The sequence below is a fragment of the Streptomyces sp. Z423-1 genome (assembly GCF_013009255.1).
In the GTDB taxonomy this organism is placed as follows: Bacteria; Actinomycetota; Actinomycetes; order Streptomycetales; family Streptomycetaceae; genus Streptomyces; species Streptomyces gossypiisoli.
Genome location: NZ_CP053109.1, coordinates 1,848,720 through 1,873,328, shown reverse-complemented (window position 1 = coordinate 1,873,328; position 24,609 = coordinate 1,848,720). Strand labels below are relative to the sequence as shown.

Here is a 24,609-nt window from a genome sequence, read left to right as displayed (position 1 = left end):
ATAGGGTGGTGGCGCGCTTCCCGCGGGGACGCGCTGATCGTCGTACCAGACCAGACCTTGGGGAGAACACGCATGGCACCCGGCCTTCCTACCGCCATGGACCGACCGCACTTCATCGGCATCGGTGGGGCCGGGATGTCCGGTATCGCGAAGATTCTGGCGCAGCGGGGGGCCAAGGTCGCCGGCAGTGACGCCAAGGAGTCGGCGACCGTCGAGGCGCTGCGGGCGCTGGGCGCCACCGTGCACATCGGGCATGCGGCGGAGCACCTCGCGGACGACGCCAGCTGTGTGGTGGTCTCGTCGGCGATCCGGGCCGACAACCCGGAGCTGGCCCGCGCGGCCGAGCTGGGCATCCCGGTGGTGCACCGGTCCGACGCGCTGGCGGCCCTGATGGACGGGCTGCGGCCGATCGCGGTCGCCGGTACGCACGGCAAGACCACGACCACCTCGATGCTGGCCGTGTCGCTGTCCGAACTCGGGCTGCGGCCGTCGTACGCGATCGGCGGTGACCTCGACGCGCCCGGCTCCAACGCGCTGCACGGCGAGGGCGACATCTTCGTCGCCGAGGCGGATGAAAGCGACCGCAGCTTCCACAAGTACGCGCCCGAGGTCGCGATCGTGCTCAACGTGGAGCTCGACCACCACGCCAACTACGCCTCGATGGACGAGATCTACGAGTCCTTCGAGACCTTCGTGGGCCGGATCGTGCCCGGCGGCACGCTGGTGATCTCGGCGGACCACGAGGGCGCGCGGGAGCTGACGCGGCGGGTCGCCGCCTCGGGCGTCAAGGTCGTGACGTACGGCGCGGCGGACGACGCCGACGTGCGGGTGCTGTCGGTCGTGCCGCAGGGGCTGAAGAGCGAGGTCACCGTACTGATGGAGGGCCGGGAGCTCACCTTCACGGTCTCCGTCCCCGGCCGGCACTACGCCCACAACGCGGTCGCCGCCCTCGCCGCCGGCGTGGCCCTCGGTATCCCGGCCGCGGAGCTGGCGCCGGCGCTGGCGGCGTACACCGGGGTGAAGCGGCGGCTGCAGCTGAAGGGTGAGGCGGCCGGGGTGCAGGTGATCGACTCCTACGCCCACCACCCGACCGAGATGACCGCGGACCTGGAGGCGATGCGGGCGGCGGCCGGCGACGCGCGGATCCTGGTGGTCTTCCAGCCGCATCTGTTCTCGCGGACGCAGGAGCTGGGCAAGGAGATGGGCCAGTCCCTCGCCCTCGCGGACGCCTCCGTGGTGCTGGACATCTACCCGGCCCGTGAGGACCCGATCCCGGGGGTGACCAGCGAGCTGATCATCGAGGCGGCCCGGGCGGCGGGCGCGGACGTGACGGCGGTGCACGACAAGGGCGAGGTGCCCGAGGTGGTGGCGGGAATGGCCGGGGCCGGTGATCTCGTTCTCACCATGGGCGCGGGCGATGTCACCGACCTCGGGCCGCGCATTCTGCACCGCCTGTCGAAGTGAGGGGCTGACACCCATGTCGTACGACATCGAGAAGCCGGACGAGCAGTGGCGCGTGGAGCTGACGCCGGCCGAGTACGCCGTGCTGCGCCAGGCCGCGACGGAGCCCGCGTTCACCGGTGAGTACACCGACACCAAGACCAAGGGCGTGTACTCGTGCCGCGCCTGTGGCGCCGAGCTGTTCACCTCGGACACCAAGTTCGCGTCGCACTGCGGCTGGCCGTCCTTCTACGACCCCAAGGACAGCGACGCCGTGGAGCTGGTCGAGGACCGCTCGCACGGCATGGTGCGCACCGAGGTGCGCTGCGCACGCTGCGGGTCACACCTCGGGCATGTGTTCGAGGGGGAGGGGTATCCGACGCCGACGGATCAGCGGTACTGCATCAACTCGATCTCCCTGCGGCTGCTCCCGGACGAGGACTGAGCACGGGAGGGCACCTATGTGGGGGCGTGTCCTGCGGCAGGCGGGCGTGGTGGATCCGTCGCTGCGGCGCGACTACGCGCTTCAGCGGGGGGTGGTGGCCAGCTTCGCGCGGGCCGAGTACCTGGCCGTACGGCTGCTGCTGCCGACGGCTCTCCAGCCCGATGTCGTCGCGGCCGTCGCGTTCATGCACGAGACGGACGACCGCGTCGACCAGGGGAAGGCGGCCGAGCGTTCGGCCGCCCTGGCCGAGTGGGCCGTGCTCGTGGAGAAGGCCTGCACCACTGGGACCTCCGACCTCCCGGTGCTGCGCGCGCTGGCTCACACCGCCGAGCGGCACCCGGACATGCGGGCCCGTGTCGGGGACTTCCTCGACGGGGCCGCGCTGGAAGTCGCCTGGGAGGAGTTCGCCACTGAGGCGGACTTCGACCGGTACGTCACCGGCTACTCGCTGCCCGCCCTCATGCTCACGGCGGGCCTGCTGGCTCCTGCCGGGTCTCCCGGCCCGGACGAGTTCATCAGCTGCTGCGAGCGGCTGATCTCGGCGATGCAGCGTCTGGACTTCTTGGAAGACCTCGCGTCGGATCTGCGCACCGGGCGCCTCGGCATCCCCGTGGAGGCCCTTGAGGACTGCGGCATCAGCCGGGCGGACCTGCTGCCCGGCAGACCCCGGAGCCCGGCAGTCGACCGTCTGATCCAGACACAGGCCGACGCCGCCGCGACCGCACTGGCGGCGGCGAGGCCGCTGGAGGGCACGGTGAGCCGCGCGAACCAGCCTTTCGTGCGCGCCCTGATCGGTGTGCAGCACCACCGCCTCGAGGCCGTACGGGCGGCTGGCGCCGGGCTCATCGAACGATCCTCAGGGCCTTCGGCGATAGGCAGCCTCCGCGTGCTGGCACGGGAGACCGCCGCACGGCGGCGGTACCGGGGCTGAAGTTGGCGCCCACGGCTGTGGGGTGCGTACTCACGGCGGGGACGTGGACGACCCGAGCAAGGAAACTCTCATTCACCGTGCTGGATACGTGCTGGATGGGATGAGAGCGCCCGTGCTGGTGTGTGTACTGGCCAGAGCCTGGCCTGCGGCCGTGCAGTGCCTCGTGGCCCGCGTCCGTCTTCGTTCATGGGGCGGGGTGATGGCGAGGTTTCGGCCGGGCGTCGGTTTGGTCGAACGCCCCTGGCTGCGTTTGCGTCCGGCGAGCGCCGGCCGTACGGAGGTGCGCATCCTGTTTCACGGCCGTCACAGGACCACTGCCTTGCGGCTACGGCGGCTCCTTCGCCCCGGTGAGAAGTGGCCCGACCACAACACCCATGGTGTCCGTCAAAGCTTCCTGGCTGGAACCCGCCACGGTCGCATCCGTCGCCCGCAGGTTCGATGACTCCGGCGCACAGGCGCCGACTCGCGTGACGGACCGCGGCGGCGCGTCGGCATCGCGAGCGGCCGGTTTTCCCCGGGACTTGCTCCGGAGTGTCAGTGGTGGTCCGTACGCTCGTCGACATGGAGGGGAACGAAACGCAGGCACCTGATCGGGAGGAGACCGGCGCCGAAGCATGGCAGCGGCTGAGTGCGTACACGTACCTCAGCGTGCCCGAACGCCTGGAGTACGTCGCGGTGATGCGGGTGTTCTGCGGCACACTGCTCGCGGATCTTGCCGTGCCCGACGTGCTCGTCAAGCTGCAGCGGGCGGGCGGCCCGGGGGCGGCGCTCGATGCGGAGGCGCTCACCGCGCGCCTCGAGCAGTTGGTGCGCTGGGGCAATCTGCTGCGCAGCACGCACACCGTCAAAGCGACGAGCATCGCCGAGTACCAGCGTTCCCGGTCCCGCTATCAGCTGTCCAAACTCGGCGAGCGCGTGCAGCGGGACGCGGACGAGGTGCTGGCCGGGGCGGACGCCGCGCGTGAGGTGAGCAGTGAACTCCTCGCGCTCGTCGACCGCGGCCTGGGCGAGATCGTTGCCATGGTCACGGAGACCGGTGGCCCGGAGCCGCAGCAGGCGCTCGAACGCATCAGCACCCTTTTCGTGCAGTTCGCCGAATTCGCCGAGTCCGTACGGGACTTCTACGCCTACCTGGGCCAGGTGCTGGCCCGCTACGACCTCGAAGGGGCCGAATACCAGGGCTTCAAGGAGCTGCTGCTCGACTACGTGGAAGCGATCACTGAGGACGTGTCCTTCCGTGCCCCGCGCATCGCTGCTCAGCTGGCGGCGGTCTGGCCCCATCTGCCCACGCTGCTGTCCCGCATCGACGCCCACACGGCAGGTCTCGGGGCCCTCGCCGAAGGCCTGCCCGAGACCCGCGTCCAGCGCAGCCGCGGACGGGACCTGGCGGACTGGGAGGGGCTGCGGGACTGGTTCGCCGACACCGGCGGGCACGGCAGCCAGGTGGACCAGCTCCGGGACGCCACCCTGCGCGCTCTGCAGTCACTCCTCGCCAACGCCAAGCGGATGCTGCGTTCGGCCTCCGGCGAGATGTCCCGCCGCAAGGACCTGCTGCGGCTCGCGGCCTGGTTCGACGCGGCGGATCCGGAGGATGCGCACGACCTCGCGGTGGCCGCCTTCGGGCTCTACGGGGCGCGGCATCTGGGGGTGGCACCGGATCCGGAGTCGTCCGTGCCGGCGTACGTGAGTTGGTGGACCGGGCCGGTGGTGGACGTGCCGGTGGCGCTGCGCGAGCGCGGCAGCAGGGCTCCGCGCGGACGTGCCGCGGCGGCGGAGGACCACTCCGAGCAGAAGCGGCGCCTCCTGGAGCACGCGCGAGAGCACGCCGAGGCCCGGCAGGCGGCGGCCGACGAACTGCGCAGCGCCGCGGGCAGATTCGACCAGGTGAGACTGAGCGCTCCGGCCATGCGACTGCTGCTCGAACTCCTCACCGCCGCCCTCGGCAACGCCCAGTTGCACAAGGACGCCGGTGACTTCCTGCTCGACGGAGCGCAGGCGGGTGATGCGGACCTCGGCATCCGGCTGACTGCGTGGCGTACCCCCGGCCGGCACACCGTCCTGCAGTCCTTCGACGGCGACCTGACAGCGGACGATCTCACGCTGGCCGTCGAGAGCGCGTCCATGCGCGTGGGCGAGCCGATGCCCGAGGCGGGGGAGGCGAGTGCCTGATGCCCCTGCCGTCCGCGCACGACGTCGCGCTCGCGGCCGAGCGGCGCACCGCCGCCCGGCTGCTGCTGGCCCACCCCCTGGTCACCAGTAACGGACCGCACAGTGACACCTTCCCGCTGATCCGACGCCACGCCGACTGGCTCGCTCAACGCTTCCAGCAGGTGTTCGGATACCGACTGCTGGTGGAGGCGTCGTATGCCCGGCTCTTCAAGGCCGGCCTCGGGCCGGGCTCGGGGCACCGGCTCGAACGGCCGTCGACCGGGACGCCCTTCACGCCACGGACGTACGCCTACCTGGCCCTCGCCCTGTCGGTCCTCGTCACCGCCCCGGAACAGCTCCTGCTCTCCCAGCTCGTCGCCGATCTGCGGGCCGCGGCCGTGGACGCCGGGATCGAGATCGCCGACACCGGGCGGCAGGCCGAGCGGCGGACGCTCGCGGCCGCACTGCGGCAACTCGTCGACTGGGGCGTCCTGGTGGAGACCGAGGGCCATGTCTCGGCCGTCACCGAGGAGCGGGCCGGGGAGGCACTGCTGACCGTGGACCGCGAGATCGCGCGGGCCGTGGTCGCCGGTCCGCTCGCCCAGAGCCGCGACGGCGCGGACCTCGTGCGCCGGGCCGCCGACCCCGGCTTCGGAGGGCCGCGCACGTACGTCCGCAGGCGTCTCGTCGAAACACCGGTCGTCCATCTCGACGACCTCACGGACGCCGAGCGCGAGTGGCTGCGCACCCGGCAGCGGCGCGAGGCACAGGCGTTCTCGGAACTGCTCGGGCTGGAGGCCGAGATCCGCGCCGAAGGCATCGCCCTGGTCGACCCGGACGACGAACTCACCGACGTACACCTGCCGGGTACCGGCACCGTCGCACAGGCGGCGCTGCTGCTGGTGGAGCGGCTCGTCGACCGGCTGCGCCCCGAAGACCCGGGCCACCCCGCTGTCGGAGGGAGGCTGGTCATCGGCGTACCTGTCCCCGACGGGCTGCTGCCCGAGCTGCTCGACGAACTGATCGAGGAGTACGGCAGGCGCAGCAACTGGCAGCGCGGCCACCTTCAGGACCGGGAGGGATTCCTCGCCGCCGTCCTCGACCTCCTCGTCCGGATGCGTCTGATGGCGCCCGCCGGTCCCGTGCGCGCGGACGGCCACGGCCTGCCCGAGGGATACGGGGAGACGGTGGCCGACGGCCGTTCCGTCACGGACGTCTCGGGGGCACGCGGCAAGGACCGTACGGGCGGCGGCTGGATCCTGCTCGCCGCGGCCGCCCGCTACGCCACCACGGTGACGGTCAAGCCCGCCGCCGCCCAGCTTCCGGCGGACGCCCAGCCTCCGGCGGACGACATCTCCAAGGAGCCGCCCCGGTGAACAGCACCCCGGTGAACAGCACTCCGGCCCTCCACCGCTACCGTCTGCACCGCGCGGGCATCCACAACGTCTGGCAGTACGACAAGCAGGAGTTCGCCTTCGGCGACGGCCGCCTGCTGCTGCGCGGCAAGAACGGCGCCGGCAAGTCCAAGGCCCTGGAGATGCTGCTGCCGTACCTCCTCGACGGCGACGCCCGAGCGCTGGACGCCACGGGCACCGGGCGCACCAGCCTTCTCTGGCTCATGCTGGACGGATTCGAGCAGACCAACCGGCTGGGCTACCTGTGGGTGGAGTTCGCCCGGACGGACCAGGACGGCAGCGATCATCACCTCACCCTCGGAGTGGCCGTCCGCGCGTCGCAGTCGACCAAGACGGCGAAGCCGTTCTTCTTCGTGACCCGGCTCCGGGTCGGCGAAGACCTGGACCTCGCCCCCGCCGGCCGGCCTCTCCCCGTCGACCAGCTCAAGTCGCTCGTCGGCGCCGAGAACGTCACCGACCGCGCCGTGGAGCACCGGGCCAGGGTCGCCCGTGAACTGTTCGGCCTGACCGACGCGGCCCGCTATCGCAACCTCCTCCATCTCCTGCACCGGTTGCGCCGCCCCACCATCGGCGACCGCATCGACTCCGGGGGCCTGGTCTCCGTCCTCGCCGAGACACTGCCCGCTCTCGACGACGAGATCGTGGAGAAAGTGGCCCGGAGCCTCGACGACCTCGACGCCGTACGGGCCGACCTCGGGCGTCTGGAACGGACGGACCAGGCGCTCACCACCTTCCTCACCGGCTACCGCGGCTATCTGCACGGGGCACTGCGCCGCCGCGCGGGCGAGGCGAGCGGTGAACTGGAGAGGCTCGCGGAGTGCCGCAGGTCTGCGGGGGACGCGGCGAGAAAGGCTGAAGCGCTCCGTGAGCGTGAGAAGGAACTCGGCGGTCACCTCGAAGCCCTCGAGGGCGCGGCGAGCGCCGCCGAGACCGATCTGACCGCGCTGCACGCCAGCGCCGAGTACCGCGGCCTCAAGGAACTCGGGGAGAAGCGGGCCACCGTCAACGCCCTGCAGAGCGCGGCTGCCGCCGCCTTCAAGTCACTGCGCCAAGGGCACGGTAACAAGGAGGAAGCGGGCCGGCGTCTCACCGCCGAGGCCCGGCGGCTCCGGGAAGAGCTGATCGAGCTGAGCAGCACGCACGGCGAGTTGGTACGGGAGGCGGAGCGCTCCGGACTCGACCCCGTGCACCTGGGGGAGCCCGTCGCGACCCCAGCCCTGCCGGTCGCGGCCGCTGCGACGGCTGAACTGATGTCCCCGGAGGGCGACGTCCACCTCGTACGGCACAGTGAGGTACTGGCGGTCGACACCGAGGCCTGCGCGACCGCGCTGCACACCTGGGATGCCCAGCTCGACGCCGCGCAGCCGGTGATCGGGCACCGGTCCCGGTCCGTGACCGAACTGGCCGTTCTCGTGGAGGCGTCGGCCAAGGCCCAGCAGGAGGCGCACGAGGCCGACGCTGCCCGTGAGCGCCTGGAGGAACAGACGGAACACGCGCGAGACCAGGCAGAGCGGCGCCGACAGGAGACCGCGCGCGAAGGAGAGGCGTACGCCGACACGGTCCGGGCCTGGATCGAGCGGCTGCGAGGCCTCACCGGGGTACCCCTGGACGACGTACTCGCTTTGGTCGCCCACGATCCGGCGGACGGCCCGCTGCCCAACCGGGTCCCCGACGAGGTGGCTGACGCGGCCCGGTCGGCCGTCGATCCGTGGCTGGCGGAACTGGGCGAGGAACGCGACGCCCGCGCCGTCGCCCTGCGCGAACTGACCGGTGAACGAGATCGCGTGCGCAGCGAGCGCGAGGAGTGGGAACTCCGTACCGACCCCGAGCCGCCGCCTCCACCCCACCGCGCGGCTCCCCGCATCCCCGGCACCGGCGCTCCCCTGTACCGGCTGGTGGACTTCGCAGCCGACCTGGGGCCGGAAGCGCGTGCGGGGCTGGAAGCCGCCCTGGAGGCAAGCGGTCTGCTCGACGCCTGGGTCCGCGCCGACGGCACGGTCCTGGACGCGGCCGCGCGGGACACCCTCCTGGTTCCGGGAGAACCGGTGGCCGGGGTGACGCTCGCCCGGGTGCTGCGGCCCGTCGCCGCGCCGGACAGCGGGGTGACGGCCGAGCAGGTCGAGCGGGTGCTGGGGGCGGTGGCGCTGGCCGGTGTCGGGAACCTCCTCACGGACGCGGTGGATACGGCGGTGGCCGATCCGCACAGCGTCATCGGCACCGACGGCTCGTGGAAGCTGGGTGTCGCGCGGGGCCGCCACGTCAAGCGGGCCGCCGAGTACGTCGGTGCGGAGGTGCGTGCGGAGACCCGCCGCCGGACGCTCGCCGAACTCGACCGTCGACTGGCCGCGGTGCAGGACGAGTTGGCGGAGTGCGAGCAGGGACTGCGCATCCTGACCGAGCACCGAGACCGAGCCGCCGACACCCTGCGCCGGCCGCCCTCCGCCCGTCGGCTGACCGATGCCTGGGCCCGTACCGCCGAGGCCGAGCGCACCGCCGAGTCCCTCGCCAGGCAGGCTGCCACGGCCACCCGGGAGGCGGAGCAGGCGCGGGCCCGCGCGTCCGGCGCCCGGCGGGAGGCCGAGGCGACGGCGAGCGCCCACGGCCTCCCGACGGAGCCGGCCGCACTCGACACGGTCCGTCTCGCCCTGGACCGGCTCGGGCAGGGCACGGAGCGGTTGCGGCGACGAGTGCACGCGGTCGTTTCCGCAGCCGGTAGTCACCGCGACGGCCGGACGGACTACGAGGTTGCCGAGTCGGCCTGCCGGGAAGCCGAAGCCGACTACGCCGAGCCGCTCGGCCGCCTGGAGACCGCTCGCCGTGTCGTCCGAGGCCTTCAGGAGGCGCTCGGCGCCACGGAGCAGGAGATCCTCTCCCGCGAGGCCGAGGCGAAGCGCCGCCTGGACGCCGTGGAGCGCCAACTCCCCCGGCTGCGGGAGGACATGGCCGAGGTGCACGACAAGCGCGTACGGGCCGAGGAGGACGAGAGAGTACGGCGCGAGGCACTCGCCGCCCAGGAGGACGACGCGCTGGTCTGCGGACGGCGTCTGCGCGTGGCGTTGTCGTTGCCGGGTGTGCTGAGAGGGGCGGGCCTGGACAGCGACGAGGGTGTGGCCCTGAGGTCCCCGGACCCGGTCCACGAGGACGTACGGGGCCGGATCACGGCACTGCGTACGCTGGTCGACGACGTGCGCCGCCGTCTGGACACCGAACGCCGCGACACCTCGGACACCACGCTCCTCAATCTCCACACCGCGCTGCGCGACCAGCTCTCCGGAGGCTACGACGCGACGATCGAGGAACACGACGGCATCAAGCGCTGCCGCCTCGTCGACGACCACGGCCCGCACGACATCGCCGTGGTGGGCGAGCGCATCGCCGCCCAGGCGGCCGAAGCCCGCGACCGGCTGACGGAACGCGAGCGGGAGGTCTTCCAGCGCTTCCTGACGGGCGAGCTGGGCGACCACCTGTCCACCCAGGTCCTGGCCGCGGGCGCCCTGGTGGCCGCCCTCAACGCCACCCTGTCCACGGTCCGCACCTCACACGGCCTGGGCGTCACCCTCGACTGGAAACTCGCCGACGGCGTGGAGGCCGACGTCAAGGCGGCCGTCGATCTCCTGCGCAGTCCCTCGGGTCTGCGTAACCGCGAAGAGTCCGAGCAGCTCCGCGACGTCCTCCAGCGGCGCATCGAAGACGCCCGCCGCGCCGACCCGGGCGCGGGCTACGCGGCCCACCTGCGCACCGCCCTCGACTACCGGGACTGGTTCACCTTCACCCCCTGGGTGGTGAACGACGCCGCCCCCGGCAGCCGTCGCAAGCTCTCCGGCCGCACCGGCCTGAGCCAGGGCGAACAGCGCGTGCTGTCGTATCTGGTGCTCTTCGCTGCGGCGGCCGCCCACTTCACCAGCCTCGCGGAGTCCGCCCCGCACGCACCCCGCCTGATCCTGCTGGACGACGCCTTCGCCAAGGTCGACGAGCCCACCCACGCCCGCCTCGGCCGCATCCTCGTCGACCTGGACCTCGACTTCGTCCTCACCAGCGAACGCCTCATCGGCAACTGGCCGGGCGTACCGTCCTTGCACATCTACGAGTGCCTGCGCGATCCGCACGTGCGGGGCGTGGCCACCCTCCACTACACGTGGAACGGGCGGCAGAGGCGGCTGGTGTCGGTATGACCAACGCCCGAGCGGAGGGGGAGCCGCTGCTGGACGCCGAATCACTGGCTTTCCTGAACCGGCCGGGTCTGACGCGCCTCTGGGCGGCAGCCCGCACCCGCCTCGAACGAGGCGGCCTCCAGCCGACCGGCACGATCAGGCTCCAGAACCTGGACGCACAGGAGCGGGAGGCTCTGTCCCTCCTGCTGGCCAGGCCGGTCACCGGCCCGACCGCCACCATCCGCCTGCCGGACCTGGACATCCGCCTGCGGGCCAGTGCGGTCGGCCGGGGGCTGGCCGCGACGCTGGCGGAACTGGGCCCACCCCTCACCGATCGCCGGGCGGCCCGCGACGCTGCGCAGGCCGAACGCACCCGTCTGTGGTCCGCGGCGGAAACGACCCTCGCTGCAACGCCCTTGGCAGGCCAGTCATGGGCCCGCCCATGGCTGGAGGAGATGCGGCGGGGCGGCACGCTCACCCGACAGCCGTCCGGCACCGCGCTCACCACCGTCACCCAGGCCATCGACACCCTCGCGACCCTCTTCCCCGGCACAGGTCCCGACCCGACCCCTGCCACCTGGGGCCGCGGTGAACTGGCCACCCGCACGACGGGCTCGGCCCACGGCCTGGACGACGGCACTCTGCTGGCCCGCCTGGTCCTGCGGGGCATCGCGGCGGCCCGGGGAGTGGATGTCCCGACTGACGCACCGGGCCGCCGCGCCCTGTGGCGGCGGGCCTCGGTCATTCCCGACGAGGTGTCCAGCACCGTACTCACGTGTGGTCTGCGGCCAAGGGGCGGGACGTGGGGTGAGAAGACCCTGCGCGAGCGGGCGGACCGCGGGCTGGAGACCCATCTGACCTTGCGCGAACTGCGCACCCTGCGCCTGGACATGCCACCGGGCACCCGAGTCCACGTGTGCGAGAACCCACGCGTGGTCGAAGCCGCGGCCGATGCCGGATGCACCGCCCCGCTGGTCTGCACGTCGGGCAGTGCGACGACGGTCGTTCTCACGCTGCTGGACGCACTGGCGGCAGCCGGCTGTGCCTTCGCGTACCACGGGGACTTCGACTGGACGGGTATCGCGCTGGCCAACCGGGTCATGGAGCGGTACCGGGCGGAGCCGTGGCGCATGACGGCGGCGGACTACGAATACCTCGCGACACGCGCGGAGCTGTACGGCACGCCGTCACTGCCGCTGGCCGGGCCACGCGTGGCGGCCGTCTGGGACGCCGAGCTGGCCCCGACCATGGAAGCCTTCGGAGTCGCCCTGCACGAGGAGTGTGCGTTGGAGCCACTACTGGGAGACCTGGAGTAGGGGCTCTACGGCCAGTGGCGGCTCGGCTGTTGCCCCGCAGGGGGGAGCGGATGCACCCGAGCCTGGCCACGCATCCCCGATCCGAAGACCTTCACGCACTCGCACCGGCTCAGCGCGGCAGTCGGCTGTCTCGCGCACGGTGGCCGCAAGCACGGCCGCTGGATCGACACCCCGCTGCTGCCACGAGCCGCCGTGGCGGAGCCGGGAGGTGGCCCGAGGTTGGCCTCTCCGGGGCGTGCAGAAGGGCTGAAACGCGGTCAACCCGGTCTGGTGAGCGGGATACTGGTGCCTTCTGACGACGGCGACCAGGGGAGTGGATCGGTGGACTCTGCCGGAGGAGCGGGCGGTGGTCGGGGTGGGCGGCATGTGGTTGTCGTGGGTGGGAGTCTCGCGGGGTTGCTCGCGGCGCATGTGCTGGCCGGGCATGCCGAGCGGGTGACCGTCGTCGAGCGCGACCGGTTCCCGGACGGTGGCAAGGCGCGGCCCGGCGTGCCGCAGGGGCGGCATCCGCATGTCCTGCTGGAGGGCGGGCAGGTGGCCCTGGAGTCGCTGCTGCCGGGGTTCCTGGCGGAGCTGCGGGCGGCGGGGGCGCCGCGGGTGGGCATGCCGTCGGACATGGTGCTGTGGCAGAACGGCCGCTGGTTCCGCCGGACGCCCGCGACGACGCACATCTACACCGGTTCCCGCGCGCAGCTGGAGGAGCTGGTGCGGCGGCGGGTTCTGGCCAACCCGGCGATCAGCGTGGTGGAGGGGACCGATGCCGTCGGGCTCCTCGGCGACGCCGCGCGGGTGCGGGGCGTGCTGCTGCGGGACCGCTCCGGCGAGGCCCGCACAGAACCCCGGGCCCTTGAGGCCGACCTGGTCGTCGACGCCTCCGGCAGCGGCACGAAGGCCCCGCAGTGGCTCGCCGCGATCGGCGCCGACGCCCCGCACGAGGAGACCATCGACACCGGGCTCGCCTACGCCTCCCGCGTCTACCGCGGCAAGAGCGGCGTCCTCGACGGCGAGACCCTGGGCTACTACGTCTATCCCTGCCCCGACCAGGTGCACGCCGGCGGTGCGCTGCCGCTGGAGGACGGCAGTCATCTGCTCATCGTCTCGGGGCTGCGCGGCGACGAACCGCCCACGGACGACGACGAGTTCGTGACGTACACCAAGAGGCTGCCGCATCCGCTCCTGCACCGGTGGCTGGAGGACGCCGAACCGCTGTCACCGGCGTTCGGCTACCGGCGGACCGCGAACATCCGCCGCCGCTACGACCTGCCCGGCCGTCACCCGGCCGGATTCCTCGCCACCGGCGACGCCCTGTGCACCTTCAACCCGATCTACGGGCAGGGCATGGCCGTCGCCGCGATGAGCGCGGTCGCCCTGCGCGACGCACTGGCCGATCCGCGCCGGACACCCACGACGCGGCGCGTGCAGCGGGCGCTGCTCGCGGCGTCCCGGCAGGCGTGGGACATCTCCGCCGGGGCGGACCGTGCGATGCCGGGCGCGGTCGGCACCGCGGTCGTCGGCGGGCCCGCGGACCGCGTCGCCGGCTGGTACCTGGGCCGGGTCCAGGAGCGGTCCCCCGGCGACCCTGTCGTGGGGCGCGCCTTCCGCTCCGTGCTGACCCTCGCCGCGCCGGTCGCCGCCCTGTTCGCCCCACCCGTGGCCCGGGCCGTCCTCTTCGGCCCACCCGCACCGTCGCCCACCGAGCCGCCGGCGACACCGGAGGGGCCGGGGGCCTGAGCGAGGTCAGCTCGTCGGTCGGCCGTCCTCGTACGCCCCCAGGATCCGCTCCGCCGCCAGCGTCGCCGTCAACTCCCCGTCCCGCACCTGCTGTTCGAGGGCAGGTGCGAGGGCGCGTACGGCCGGGTGGGCGTGCAGGCGGGCCAGCAGGTCGTCGCGGACCATCGTCCAGGTCCAGTCGACCTGCTGGTCGCGGCGCTTGGCGGCGAGGCGGCCGGTGGAGTCGAGGAGCGTGCGGTGCTGTTCCAGGCGCTCCCAGACGGTGTCCAGGCCGGTCGACTCGCGGGCGCTGCAGTGCAGCACCGGCGGCGTCCAGACGGCGTCCTTGCCGTGCATCAGCCGCAGCGCGCCCGACAACTCCCGTGCAGCCGCCCGCGCGTCCCGCTCGTGCGGGCCGTCCGCCTTGTTGACGGCGATCACGTCGGCCAGCTCCAGGACACCCTTCTTGATGCCCTGCAGCTGGTCGCCGGTGCGGGCCAGGGTGAGCAGCAGGAAGGAGTCGACCATGTTCGCGACGGCCGTCTCGGACTGGCCGACACCGACCGTCTCGACGAGCACCACGTCGTGGCCCGCCGCCTCCATCACCACGATCGACTCGCGGGTCGCCTTGGCGACGCCGCCGAGCGTGCCGGCGGTGGGGGAGGGGCGGACGAAGGCCGCGGGGTCCACGGCCAGCCGCTCCATCCTGGTCTTGTCGCCCAGGATCGAGCCGCCGGTCCGGCTCGACGACGGGTCGACGGCGAGCACGGCGACCCGGTGGCCGAGCCCGGTCAGCATCGTGCCGAACGCGTCGATGAACGTGGACTTGCCGACCCCCGGCACCCCGCTGACGCCGATCCGCCGCGCCTTCCCGCTGTACGGCAGCAGCTCGGTCAGCAACTGCTGGGCCAGCACCCGGTGTTGCGGCCGGGTGGACTCGACGAGCGTGATCGCGCGCGCCACGATCGCCCGCTTGCCGTCGAGCACGCCCTTCACATACGCGTCAAGGTCGATCACAGCTCGTGCCCGAGGTCGGCCGCCAGCCGCCGTACCAGGTCGTGGGCCGCGTCCGGGATCACCGTCCCCGGCGGGAACACGGCCGCCGCACCCATCTCCAGCAGGGTCGGCACGTCCTGCGGCGGAATCACCCCGCCGACGACGATCACGATGTCCTCGCGTCCCTCCGCCGCCAGTTCCTCGCGCAGTGCCGGTACGAGCGTGAGGTGACCGGCGGCCAGCGAGGACACGCCCACGATGTGCACGTCCGCCTCCACCGCCTGCCGGGCGACCTCGGCGGGGGTCTGGAACAGCGGGCCGACGTCCACGTCGAAGCCGAGGTCGGCGAACGCGGTCGCGATCACCTTCTGGCCGCGGTCGTGGCCGTCCTGGCCCATCTTGGCGACCAGGATGCGCGGACGGCGGCCCTCGGCCTCCTCGAAGGCGTCCACCAGGGCGCGGGTGCGGTCCACGGACGGGGACTCGCCTGCTTCGTTGCGGTACACGCCGGAGATCGTACGGATCTGGCTCGCGTGCCGCCCGTACACCTTCTCCAGGGCGTCCGAGATCTCCCCGACGGTCGCCTTCGCCCGGGCCGCGCGCACCGCCAGCTCCAGCAGGTTGCCGTCGCCCCCGGCGGCCCGGGTCAGCGCGTCCAGCGCGTCCCGGCAGGCGGTCTCGTCCCGCTCCTCGCGCAGCCGCCGCAGCTTCTCGATCTGCTGCGCGCGCACGGCGGAGTTGTCGACCTTCAGGACCTCGATCTGCTCGTCGTTCTCCACCCGGTACTTGTTCACGCCGATCACCGGCTGCCGACCCGAGTCGATCCGGGCCTGTGTGCGGGCCGCGGCCTCCTCCACGCGCAGCTTCGGAATGCCCGCGTCGATGGCCTGGGCCATGCCGCCCGCCTGCTCGACCTCCTGGATGTGCTGCCAGGCGCGGCGGGCCAGGTCGTACGTCAGCTTCTCGACGTAGGCACTGCCGCCCCACGGGTCGATCACCCGCGTGGTGCCGGACTCCTGCTGGATGAGCAGCTGGGTGTTGCGCGCGATCCGCGCCGAGAAGTCGGTGGGCAGCGCGAGGGCCTCGTCGAGGGCGTTGGTGTGCAGCGACTGGGTGTGGCCCTGGGTGGCCGCCATCGCCTCGACGCACGTACGCGTGACGTTGTTGAACACGTCCTGCGCGGTCAGGGACCAGCCGGAGGTCTGCGAATGGGTGCGCAGGGACAGGGACTTGGTGTTCTTCGGGTCGAACTGCTTCACCAGCTTCGCCCACAGCAGGCGGGCCGCGCGCAGCTTGGCGATCTCCATGAAGAAGTTCATGCCGATCGCCCAGAAGAAGGAAAGCCGGGGCGCGAACGCGTCCACGTCCAGGCCCGCTTCACGGCCCGCCCGGATGTACTCCACGCCGTCCGCGAGGGTGTACGCCAGCTCCAGGTCGGCCGTCGCGCCCGCCTCCTGGATGTGGTAGCCGGAGATGGAGATGGAGTTGTAGCGGGGCATCCGCTGCGAGGTGAAGGAGAAGATGTCGGAGATGATCCGCATCGACGGCTTCGGCGGATAGATGTAGGTGTTGCGGACCATGAACTCCTTGAGGATGTCGTTCTGAATGGTCCCGGCCAGCTTCTCGGGCGGTACGCCCTGTTCCTCCGCCGCCACGATGTACAGCGCGAGCACCGGCAGCACCGCGCCGTTCATCGTCATCGACACGGTCATCCGGTCCAGCGGGATGCCGTCGAACAGCTGCCGCATGTCGTAGATCGAGTCGATCGCCACGCCCGCCATGCCGACGTCACCGGTCACCCGCGGGTGGTCGCTGTCGTAGCCGCGGTGCGTGGGCAGGTCGAAGGCGACGGACAGGCCCTTCTGACCGGCCGCCAGATTGCGCCGGTAGAAGGCGTTGGACTCCTCGGCGGTGGAGAAGCCCGCGTACTGGCGGATGGTCCAGGGCTGGTTGACGTACATCGTCGGGTACGGGCCGCGCAGATACGGCGCGATGCCCGGGTAGGTGTCCAGGAAGTCCAGGCCCTCCAGGTCCTGCCCGGTGTAGAGCGGCTTGACCGCGATGCCCTCCGGGGTCTCCCAGAGCAGGTCGTCACCGGCGGCCGCCTTCTTCACCGCCGTACGCCACTCGTCGGTGCCGCCGTCGGTGGCCGGGGTCCCCAGCTCGATCCCGGAGAAGTCGGGGACGGACATCAGGACACTCCCATCCGGTCGAGGGTCGCGGAGAGCACGGCGACCGCGTCACAGCCGGCGAAGACGTAACTGTCGACACCCGCGTACTGCCCGGGCCGCCCCGCGAGGAACACATGCGTGGCGCCCGCCGCCGTCAGCTCGCGGGCGCGGGCCTCGGCCTGCTCCGCGTACAGCTCGTCGCTGGAGCACAGGCAGACCTCGCGCGCCCCGCTCTCCTCGAACGTGCCCTCGGTGACGGGCTCGACGCCGCCCGCCTGGAACAGGTTCGCGGCGAAGGTGGCGCGCGCCGTGTGGGCGGCGGCCGGGCCGAGGGTGGCCAGGAAGATCCGGGGGCGGGAGCCGGTCGCGGCGAGGTGGGCGTCCGAGCGGGCGCGCAGCGCCTCGTAGGCGTCGTCGCGGCGGACCCGCGGCAGGCCGCCGGTGGGCGGCTCGGGGGCGGGCTCGCGGACGACGGGCTTCTCGGCCAGGTGCGGGAACTCGCTGACGCCGGTGATGGGTTCACGCCGCTTGGCGAGCTGCGCGGCGCGGGCGGCCCAGGTCTCGGCCAGCCGCTCGCGGAGCATCCCCGAGCGCAGGGCGGCGGCCTGGCCGCCCGCCCGTTCGATCGTGCGGAAGAACTCCCAGCCCGCGTGGGCGAGTTCGTCCGTGAGGCGCTCCACGTACCAGGAGCCACCGGCCGGGTCGATCACCCGGGACAGGTGCGACTCCTCGATGAGGATCGTGGAGGTGTTGCGGGCGATGCGGCGCGCGAACGCGTCCGGCAGACCCAGCGCGTGGTCGAACGGCAGTACGGTCACCGCGTCGGCGCCCCCGACCCCGGCCGCCAGCGTGGCCACCGTGGTGCGCAGCATGTTCACCCACGGGTCGCGGCGCGTCGTCATCACCGGCGAGGTCACGACGTGCTGCACCTGAGCCCCCGGCCCGCCGCACACCTCGGCGACCCGCGCCCACAGCCTGCGTGCCGCCCGCAGCTTGGCGATCGTCAGGAACTGGTCGGCGGTGGCCGCGTACCGGAACTCCAGCTGCGCGCAGGCCTGTTCGATACTCAGGCCCGCCTCGGTCAGCGCCCGCAGATACGCGACACCGGTCGCCAGCGAGCACCCCAGTTCCTGCGCGGCCGAGCCACCGGCCTCGTGGTACGGCAGCGCGTCCACGGTCAGCGCCCGCAGCCCCGGGTACTCGTCGGCGCACCGCCGCGCCAGTCCGGTCACGGCCGAGGAGTCGTACGACTGCCCGGTGCGCGCCTCGAATCCCAGCGGGTCGGCGCCCAGGTTGCCGCGCGCCGCCTCACGGGCGACGCCCCGCTCCTCGTACAGCCGCAGCAACTCACGTGCGGCGTCCTCGACCTCGCGTCCGGCGTCGAGGACGACGGGCGCCAGGTCGAGATAGACGCCGTCGAGGACGCGGCCGAGCGAGGACACCGGGAGGCCGCCCGCGCCGACGGCCAGCCAGAGCGAGGTGACGCCGTTCTCCAGGTCGGCGAGCACCGCGCCGCCGTCGACGGTCGCGTGCCGCTGTCGTACGTCCCAGCCGCCGAGGGTGTTCCCCTCGGCCCGGGCACCCCGTACAAAGGGTGCGAAACCGGGGAAGCCGGGCTCGGGCGCGGCATCGTGGGCGGTGTACAGGGGGCGGACACGGAGTCCGTCCTCCAGCGTGGTGGACAGGGCGTCCTCGGCGGCCGCGTCCTCGACGTCCTTGCCCGACTTGCGCAGTACGCCCGCCACAAGGCGCTGCCACTGCTCACGGGTCGCGTCGGAGAACTCGGCGGCCAGAGTAAGCCCGTCGTCGGGCAGGACCGTCATGCTCGGATGCTAGGCCAGGTGAACAAAGGAGCAGCAGAGGCCACGGCTGTGACCTTGCCCTCTTCGGGTGGGCCTTGAAGGGGCGGCGGATTCCGTACTACGCCGTGGTGTGACTGCGATCACGCGTCCGGTGCCGACCGGGGCTCGGGTTGCGGTGCGGCCCACAGGCCCCGGACATGGCCGAGGTGGCGGGTCATGACGGCGTGCACGGCGCTCTCGTCGCGGGCGAGCAGGGCGTCGAGGAGTTCCAGGTGCTCCTCGGCCGACGCCTGGAGGCGGCCCTGCTCGGCGAGTGCGGTCAGGCCGTAGAGGCGGGCGCGGCGGCGCAGGTCGCGGACCACCTCGACGAGGTGCTCGTTGCCCGCGAGGGCCAGCAGGCCGAGGTGGAAGCGCAGGTCGGCCTCGACATAGGCGATCAGGTCGCCGGCCACGGCCGCGGTGACGATCTCCTCGGCGACCGGACGCAGCTCCGTCAGCGCCACCGGGTCGGCGGTGCGGGCCAGTTGGACCGTGGTCGGAATCTCGATCAGCGCGCGGATGTGGGTGTACTCGTCGAGCTGTTTCTCGGAGACGGCCGTGACCCGGAAGCCCTTGTTGGGCACCGAGTCGACCAGGCCCTCCTTGGCCAGGTCCAGCAGCGCCTCGCGCACCGGCGTCGCGGAGACCCCGAAACGGGCGGCGAGCGTGGGCGCCGAGTAGACCTCGCCGGTGCGCAGCTCACCGGCGATCAGCGCGGCACGCAGGGCGTCGGCGACGCGCTCGCGGTAGCTGCTCTTCCTGCCGCCGAGCGCGGGGAGGCTGGGGGTGGGCGCGGTCATGGGGTCCTTCCTCGATCTCGATCGTCACAGAGTGAAGCCGGCGGGGAACGGATCCTCGGGGTCCAGCAGATACTGGGCCGTGCCCGTGATCCACGCCCGCCCCGTGAAGCTGGGCAGCACCGCCGGGATCCCGGCCACGTCCGTCGTGCCGAGCAGGCGGCCGGTGAAGTGGGTGCCGATGAACGACTCGTTGACGAACTCGGTGTGCAACGGCAGTTCGCCACGGGCGTGCAGTTGCGCCATGCGCGCGCTGGTGCCCGTACCGCAGGGGGAGCGGTCGAACCAGCCGGGGTGGATCGCCATCGCGTGGCGCGAGTGGCGGGCGGTGGCGTCCGGGGCGAGCAGGTGGACATGGTGCAGACCGCGGATCGACGGGTCCTCGGGGTGCACCGGCTCCTCCTCGGCGTTGACGGCCTCCATCAGCGCCAGGCCCGCTTTCAGGATGTCGTCCTTGCGGGCGCGGTCGAACGGCAGGCCGAACTCCGCGAGCGGCAGGATGGCGTAGAAGTTCCCGCCGTAGGCGAGGTCGTACGTCACCGTGCGCCCGTCGGCGAGCGTGGCCTTGCGGTCGAGGCCGACGGCGAAGGACGGGACGTTGCGCAGGGTGACGTTCCTGGCCGCGCCGCCCTCGACCGCGACCTCGGCGACCACGAGACCGGCCGGGGTGTCGAGGCGGATGGTGGTGACCGGCTCGGTGACCTCCACCATGCCGGTCTCCACCAGCACGGTCGCCACACCGATCGTGCCGTGCCCGCACATCGGCAGATAGCCGGAGACCTCGATGTAGACGACGCCCCAGTCGCAGTCGGGGCGGGTGGGCGGCTGGAGGATCGCGCCGCTCATCGCCGCGTGGCCGCGCGGCTCGTTCATCAGCAACTGTTTGATGTCGTCGCGGTGTTCCCGGAAGTGCAGCCGCCGCTCGTTCATGGTCGCGCCGGGGATGGTGCCGATCCCGCCGGTGATCACGCGGGTGGGCATGCCCTCGGTGTGCGAGTCGACGGCGTGCAGGACGAGTGAGCTGCGCACGACCAACCTCCCTGTATCCGGATACGAGTTGTACGAGCCCGCCGCTTGCGCGAGTCTGCCGCTTATCCGAGCCCCGCCGCGACGGCCTTCTCCGTCGCCGCCCGCACCGCCGCCTCCTGCTCCGGCGCCAGCGGCACCCGCGGGGGCCGGCACGGGCCGCCGTACCGTCCGGCGATGTCCATCGACAGCTTGATGGCCTGCACGAACTCCACACGCGAGTCCCAGCGCAGCAGCGGGTGCAGCTGCCGGTACAGGGCCAGCGCGGTGTCCAGGTCGCCGGCCACCGCGGCCCGGTACAGCTGGACCGAGGCCTTCGGCAGCGCGTTCGGATACCCGGCCACCCAGCCCTTGGCGCCCGCGATCGCCAGCTCCAGTGCGACATCGTCGGCGCCGATCAACAGGTCGAGTTCCGGGGCGAGTTCGGCGATGCGGTACGCCCGCCGGACGTCGCCGGAGAACTCCTTGACGCCCCGGATCAGCCCCTCGCCGTGCAGCTTCGCGAGCAGCTCCGGTACGATGTCGACCTTGGTGTCGATCGGGTTGTTGTACGCCACGACGGGCAGGCCCGCCCGGGCGACCTCGGCGTAGTGCGCGAGGACGGACCGCTCGTCGGCGCGGTAGGCGTTGGGCGGCAGCAGCATCACCGCGCCGCAGCCCGCGTCGCGCGCCTGCTCGGCCCACCGCCGGGCCTCCGCGGCGCCGTACGCGGCGACCCCGGGCATCACTCGCTCGCCGCCGATCGCGGCGACGGCGGTCTCGACGACCCTGGCGCGCTCCTCGGGGGTGAGGACCTGGTACTCGCCGAGCGAGCCGTTCGGTACGACGCCGTCGCAGCCGTTCGCCACGAGCCAGGCGCAGTGCTCGGCGAACGCCTCGTGGTCCACGGCCAGGTCGGCGGTGAGGGGGAGTGCGGTGGCGACGAGGACGCCGCGCCAGGGGCGGTGCTGGTCAGTCGTCATGGGGGTCCTTCCCGTCCGGGGGGTTGTCGAGTGGTCCGGTCTGTGCGTCGGGGGCCTGCCCGGCCAGTACGCCGAGCGGCACCGGCCGGGCGAACGGCGTGCGGGCCGGGGTCTGGGGGCAGCCGGTGAGGGCGGCGACGGCGGGCCCGCACATCCGGCCCTGGCACCAGCCCATCCCGGCACGGGTGAGCAGCTTCACGGTCCGTACGTCACCGGCGCCGAGCTCGCCGACGGCCGTCCGGACGGCGTGGGCCGGGACCTCCTCGCAGCGGCAGATCAAGGTCTCGTCGGTGAGCTGCTCGGCCCAGTGCGCGGGCGGTGCGTACACCGAGTCGAGCGCGGCGAAGAACCCGCGCAGCGCCGCCCGGCTCCGCGCCGCCCCGGCCCAGGTCCGTGGGTCGGGCCGTCCGCCGGTCAGCCGTGCGGCGGCGGAGCGGCCCGCGATGTGCCCCTCGGCGAGCGCGAGGTCCGCGCCGCCGATGCCGGTGGCCTCGCCCGCCGCCCACACGCCGGGCACGTCGCTGCGCTGCTCGTCGTCCACGTGCACGGCGACCCCGTCGAGGCGGCAGCCCAGGGTGGCGGCGAGGTCGGTGTGCGGCAGCATGCCGTGGCCGACGGCGAGCGTGTCGCAGGCGATACGGCGCCGGGTGTCCGGACGGACCCGGCCCTCGGCGTCGAGGGCTGCGACCGTCACGGCCGTCAGCCGTTCGGCGCCGTGCGCCTCCACCACCGTATGGCGGACCAGCACCGGGACTCGGTGGCGCAGCAGCCGGGCCGCGTATCCGGCGCCTTCGGCCAGCTTGACCGGCAGCGCGGACAGCGTGCGGGAGCGCCGTACCAGGGCCTTCGGGTCGGCGGACTCGACCAGCGCGGCGACGTGCGCGCCCGCCGCGGCCAGCCCGGTCGCGACGGGCAGCAGCAGGGGGCCGGTCCCGGCGACCACGGCGGTGCGGCCGGGCAGGACGAGCCCGCCCTTGAGCAGGGCCTGGGCGCCGCCCGCGGTGACCACGCCGGGGAGCGTCCAGCCGGGGAAGGGCAGCACCTTCTCATAGCCGCCGGTGGCGAGGACGACCGCGTCGGCGTCCACCGTCACGCCGTCCTCCTGCAGCGGTCCGAGCAGCGCGTGCACGGTGAAACCGCCGGAACCGCCGGAGTGCCGCTCGACGGACCAGACATGATGGTCCGTCAGGTGGGTGACGCGGCCTGCCGTGAGCTGCCGGTCGAGCCCCGCGCGCAGCCGCTGCCAGGTCCGCCGGCCGTGGTGCAGCGCCTGCGGGCGGCGGGCGCCGAGCCCGGGCGCGGGCTGCCGGTAGAACTGGCCGCCCGCCTCCGGGGCGGAGTCGACGAGGGTGACCCGTACGCCGTCGGCGGCCGCCGCCAGTGTCGCCGCGAGCCCCGCCGGGCCCGCGCCGATCACGGCGAGACGGGGGCGGTCAGTCATCGTGTCCCGTTCCCTCCTGCGTACGGATCGCGTCGCCCGGCCGTACCGGGACCAGGCAGGCGCGCTGGTTGGGGCGGCCGTTGACGCTCACCAGGCAGTCGAAGCAGACCCCGATCCCGCAGAACACCCCGCGCGGCCGCCCGGCGCCCCGGGTGCCGCGCCAGGAGGCGACACCGGCCGCCCACAGCGCGGCGGCGACGGTCTGGCCGGGCAGCGCGGTGATCTCCCGGCCGTCGAAGGTGACCGTGAAGGCGGGGCCGGGCCGGGCGTCGGTCAGCTTCAGTGGGTTCATCCTGCGTTCCCCTCGAAACGGTCGGGGCGGAAGGGCGCCAGGTCCAGGTCCGGCGCCCGTCCGCTCAGCACCTGGGCGATCAGATGTCCGGTCCCGGTCGCCAGCCCGATGCCCGCGCCCTCGTGCCCGCACGCGTGCAGCAGGCCCGGCACGCGCGGATCGGGGCCGATGGCGGGCAGGTGGTCGGGCAGATACGGGCGGAAACCGACGTACGTCCGCATGGCCCGCACCCGGCCGAGGAACGGGAACAACCGGACGGCGCCCGCCGCCAGCGCCCGTACCACCGGCAGCGAGAAGGACCGGTCGAAACCGACCCGTTCGCGGCTCGCGCCGATCAGCACCGGGCCCGCCGCGGTGCCCTCGACGACCGGTGAGGTCTGCAGGGCCGCCGAGTCGCTGGCCACGTCGGCCACGTAGTCGGCGGCGTACACCTTGTGCCGTACCAGCCGCGGCAGCGGCTCGGTGACCAGGACGAAGCCGCGCCGGGGGAGGACGGGCAGGTGGACCCCCGCCAGTGCGGCGACCTCGCCGCCCCAGGTCCCGGCGGCGTTCACGACGGCCGGGGCGTGGATCTCGCCCCGGTCCGTCCGCACGCCGCGCACGGCACCGTCCGGGCCGCGCAGGACGCCGGTGACCATCCGGCCGGTTTCGAGCCTGGCGCGGGAGGCCCGTACGAGGTGCGCGGCGGCGAGGGCGGGCATGACCTGGGCGTCCTGCGGATAGTGCATGCCGCCCGGGAGGCCGGGGGCGAGGTGCGGCTCCAGATCCCTGAGCTGGTGCTCGCCGACGGGTACGGCCTCGACGCCCGCGGCGCGTTGACCGGTCGCGAACCTCTCCAAGGCGGTCAGGCCCTCGGGCGAGGAGGCGACGACCACGCCGCCCTTGGCCTCGTACTCGACCGCCGTGCCGAATTCCTCCGCCCACTCCGCCCACAGGCGGGCGGACAGCAGGGCGAGCTGGAGTTCGGGGCCGGGTTCCTTGTCGGAGACGAGGACGTTGCCCTCGCCCGCGCCGGTGGTGCCGCCGGACACCGGGCCCCGGTCGACCAGCGTGACATCCAGGCCCGCCCGGGCCGCGTGGAAGGCGCAGGCGGCGCCCACCATGCCGGCTCCTACCACTACGACATCACAGGTCAACTGCTTGGTCACGGCAGTAATATGTCACATAGCGCGCACTGCCGGAAGGCCGCCGACACGGATTCCTTCCTCTGCGGTTCTGGGTAACGGAGAGATGGCGCTTTGGTGAATTCACCGTGCCGCTGTCGGTCGTACGCGATCACGCGCGCGGCGGTTCGCTCCGCTCGGCGGGCCGTCCCCGCGCGGGGGCGGGCGTGGCGCGGCGGTGTGGATGGATACCTTTGGCAACCGGTGTTTTCCGGCGAACGTCATGAGGTGAGAAGGCGGGTCTGCCGTGGTGACCGAGGACGGCTGCGCCGGCCGCCCCGAGCGGGACGGCCCGGGTCTCGGGCGGTGGATATGTGGCTTATGTCGGTTTATCACCCATTTAAGGTGTTATGTGTGGCGCGAT

17 protein-coding genes are annotated in these 24,609 nt (G+C 72.9%); 8 read left to right on the top strand and 9 right to left on the bottom strand.

Going from position 1 to position 24,609, the window contains the following annotated elements; genetic code table 11:
- The first annotated feature begins 72 nt into the window (after window positions 1-72).
- From murC to HJD23_RS08655, 8 genes are all read left to right on the top strand, one after another.
- Window positions 73-1,464 carry a UDP-N-acetylmuramate--L-alanine ligase gene (gene murC, locus HJD23_RS08690; protein WP_171108547.1) on the top strand — a complete coding sequence of 464 codons (1,392 nt, stop codon included), beginning with the start codon at window positions 73-75 and terminating at the stop codon, window positions 1,462-1,464.
- A gap of 13 nt (window positions 1,465-1,477) precedes the next feature.
- A complete protein-coding gene (msrB, locus tag HJD23_RS08685; RefSeq protein ID WP_171108545.1) occupies window positions 1,478-1,885 on the top strand; it encodes a peptide-methionine (R)-S-oxide reductase MsrB in 408 nt (135 codons plus the stop codon).
- Between the two features lie 16 nt (window positions 1,886-1,901).
- Window positions 1,902-2,816, top strand: coding sequence for a squalene/phytoene synthase family protein (locus tag HJD23_RS08680; protein WP_171108543.1), 915 nt, complete (start codon window positions 1,902-1,904; stop codon window positions 2,814-2,816).
- A 561-nt stretch (window positions 2,817-3,377) separates the two neighbouring features.
- Window positions 3,378-4,985 (top strand): TIGR02677 family protein, encoded by a 1,608-nt coding sequence (locus HJD23_RS08675; protein WP_197972365.1) that lies wholly within the window; start codon window positions 3,378-3,380, stop codon window positions 4,983-4,985.
- Window positions 4,985-6,340 (top strand): TIGR02678 family protein, encoded by a 1,356-nt coding sequence (locus tag HJD23_RS08670; protein WP_171108539.1) that lies wholly within the window; start codon window positions 4,985-4,987, stop codon window positions 6,338-6,340. Before HJD23_RS08675 ends, HJD23_RS08670 begins: the two co-directional genes overlap by 1 nt.
- A complete protein-coding gene (locus HJD23_RS08665) occupies window positions 6,337-10,551 on the top strand; it encodes a TIGR02680 family protein (protein ID WP_240980664.1) in 4,215 nt (1,404 codons plus the stop codon). The genes HJD23_RS08670 and HJD23_RS08665 overlap by 4 nt, the downstream gene beginning before the upstream one ends.
- Entirely contained in the window at window positions 10,548-11,846 is a 1,299-nt protein-coding gene (locus HJD23_RS08660) for a TIGR02679 family protein (RefSeq protein ID WP_171108537.1), read from the top strand. The genes HJD23_RS08665 and HJD23_RS08660 overlap by 4 nt, the downstream gene beginning before the upstream one ends.
- A 375-nt stretch (window positions 11,847-12,221) precedes the next feature.
- Window positions 12,222-13,577: an FAD-dependent monooxygenase gene (locus tag HJD23_RS08655; RefSeq protein WP_171111424.1), complete on the top strand. Its 1,356-nt coding sequence runs from the start codon at window positions 12,222-12,224 to the stop codon at window positions 13,575-13,577.
- Between the two features lie 6 nt (window positions 13,578-13,583).
- Here HJD23_RS08655 and meaB read toward each other — a convergent pair whose 3' ends face one another.
- From meaB to HJD23_RS08610, 9 genes are all read right to left on the bottom strand, one after another.
- Window positions 13,584-14,573 carry a methylmalonyl Co-A mutase-associated GTPase MeaB gene (gene meaB / locus HJD23_RS08650; protein WP_171108536.1) on the bottom strand — a complete coding sequence of 330 codons (990 nt, stop codon included), beginning with the start codon at window positions 14,571-14,573 and terminating at the stop codon, window positions 13,584-13,586.
- Complete coding sequence (scpA, locus tag HJD23_RS08645; RefSeq protein WP_171108533.1) at window positions 14,570-16,744, bottom strand: methylmalonyl-CoA mutase; 2,175 nt, start codon at window positions 16,742-16,744, stop codon at window positions 14,570-14,572. The genes meaB and scpA overlap by 4 nt, the downstream gene beginning before the upstream one ends.
- Complete coding sequence (locus tag HJD23_RS08640; RefSeq protein WP_171134001.1) at window positions 16,744-18,546, bottom strand: methylmalonyl-CoA mutase subunit beta; 1,803 nt, start codon at window positions 18,544-18,546, stop codon at window positions 16,744-16,746. The genes scpA and HJD23_RS08640 overlap by 1 nt, the downstream gene beginning before the upstream one ends.
- A 119-nt stretch (window positions 18,547-18,665) precedes the next feature.
- The gene (locus tag HJD23_RS08635; RefSeq protein WP_171108528.1) at window positions 18,666-19,364 is read right to left on the bottom strand and encodes a GntR family transcriptional regulator; all 699 of its coding nucleotides are present in this window, start codon (window positions 19,362-19,364) and stop codon (window positions 18,666-18,668) included.
- A 24-nt stretch (window positions 19,365-19,388) separates the two neighbouring features.
- A complete protein-coding gene (locus HJD23_RS08630) occupies window positions 19,389-20,390 on the bottom strand; it encodes a proline racemase family protein (protein WP_171108526.1) in 1,002 nt (333 codons plus the stop codon).
- Window positions 20,391-20,452: 62 nt separating this feature from the next.
- A complete protein-coding gene (locus HJD23_RS08625) occupies window positions 20,453-21,349 on the bottom strand; it encodes a dihydrodipicolinate synthase family protein (protein ID WP_171108524.1) in 897 nt (298 codons plus the stop codon).
- Window positions 21,339-22,790, bottom strand: a complete 1,452-nt coding sequence (locus HJD23_RS08620) for an NAD(P)/FAD-dependent oxidoreductase (protein ID WP_171108522.1) — start codon at window positions 22,788-22,790, stop codon at window positions 21,339-21,341. Before HJD23_RS08620 ends, HJD23_RS08625 begins: the two co-directional genes overlap by 11 nt.
- Window positions 22,783-23,082, bottom strand: a complete 300-nt coding sequence (locus HJD23_RS08615; protein ID WP_171108520.1) for a (2Fe-2S)-binding protein — start codon at window positions 23,080-23,082, stop codon at window positions 22,783-22,785. Before HJD23_RS08615 ends, HJD23_RS08620 begins: the two co-directional genes overlap by 8 nt.
- Window positions 23,079-24,230 (bottom strand): FAD-binding oxidoreductase, encoded by a 1,152-nt coding sequence (locus tag HJD23_RS08610; RefSeq protein WP_171108519.1) that lies wholly within the window; start codon window positions 24,228-24,230, stop codon window positions 23,079-23,081. The genes HJD23_RS08615 and HJD23_RS08610 overlap by 4 nt, the downstream gene beginning before the upstream one ends.
- Window positions 24,231-24,609 lie beyond the last annotated feature (379 nt).

Coding starts and splice junctions, on each gene's coding strand:
- HJD23_RS08670 (WP_171108539.1), top strand. CDS start 4,985: ATGCCCCTGCCGTCCGCGCACGACGTCGCGCTCGCGGCCGAGCGGCGC.
- murC (WP_171108547.1), top strand. CDS start 73: ATGGCACCCGGCCTTCCTACCGCCATGGACCGACCGCACTTCATCGGC.
- HJD23_RS08620 (WP_171108522.1), bottom strand. CDS start 22,790: ATGACTGACCGCCCCCGTCTCGCCGTGATCGGCGCGGGCCCGGCGGGG.
- HJD23_RS08615 (WP_171108520.1), bottom strand. CDS start 23,082: ATGAACCCACTGAAGCTGACCGACGCCCGGCCCGGCCCCGCCTTCACG.
- HJD23_RS08635 (WP_171108528.1), bottom strand. CDS start 19,364: ATGACCGCGCCCACCCCCAGCCTCCCCGCGCTCGGCGGCAGGAAGAGC.
- HJD23_RS08675 (WP_197972365.1), top strand. CDS start 3,378: ATGGAGGGGAACGAAACGCAGGCACCTGATCGGGAGGAGACCGGCGCC.
- HJD23_RS08640 (WP_171134001.1), bottom strand. CDS start 18,546: ATGACGGTCCTGCCCGACGACGGGCTTACTCTGGCCGCCGAGTTCTCC.
- HJD23_RS08625 (WP_171108524.1), bottom strand. CDS start 21,349: ATGACGACTGACCAGCACCGCCCCTGGCGCGGCGTCCTCGTCGCCACC.
- HJD23_RS08680 (WP_171108543.1), top strand. CDS start 1,902: ATGTGGGGGCGTGTCCTGCGGCAGGCGGGCGTGGTGGATCCGTCGCTG.
- HJD23_RS08660 (WP_171108537.1), top strand. CDS start 10,548: ATGACCAACGCCCGAGCGGAGGGGGAGCCGCTGCTGGACGCCGAATCA.
- msrB (WP_171108545.1), top strand. CDS start 1,478: ATGTCGTACGACATCGAGAAGCCGGACGAGCAGTGGCGCGTGGAGCTG.
- scpA (WP_171108533.1), bottom strand. CDS start 16,744: ATGTCCGTCCCCGACTTCTCCGGGATCGAGCTGGGGACCCCGGCCACC.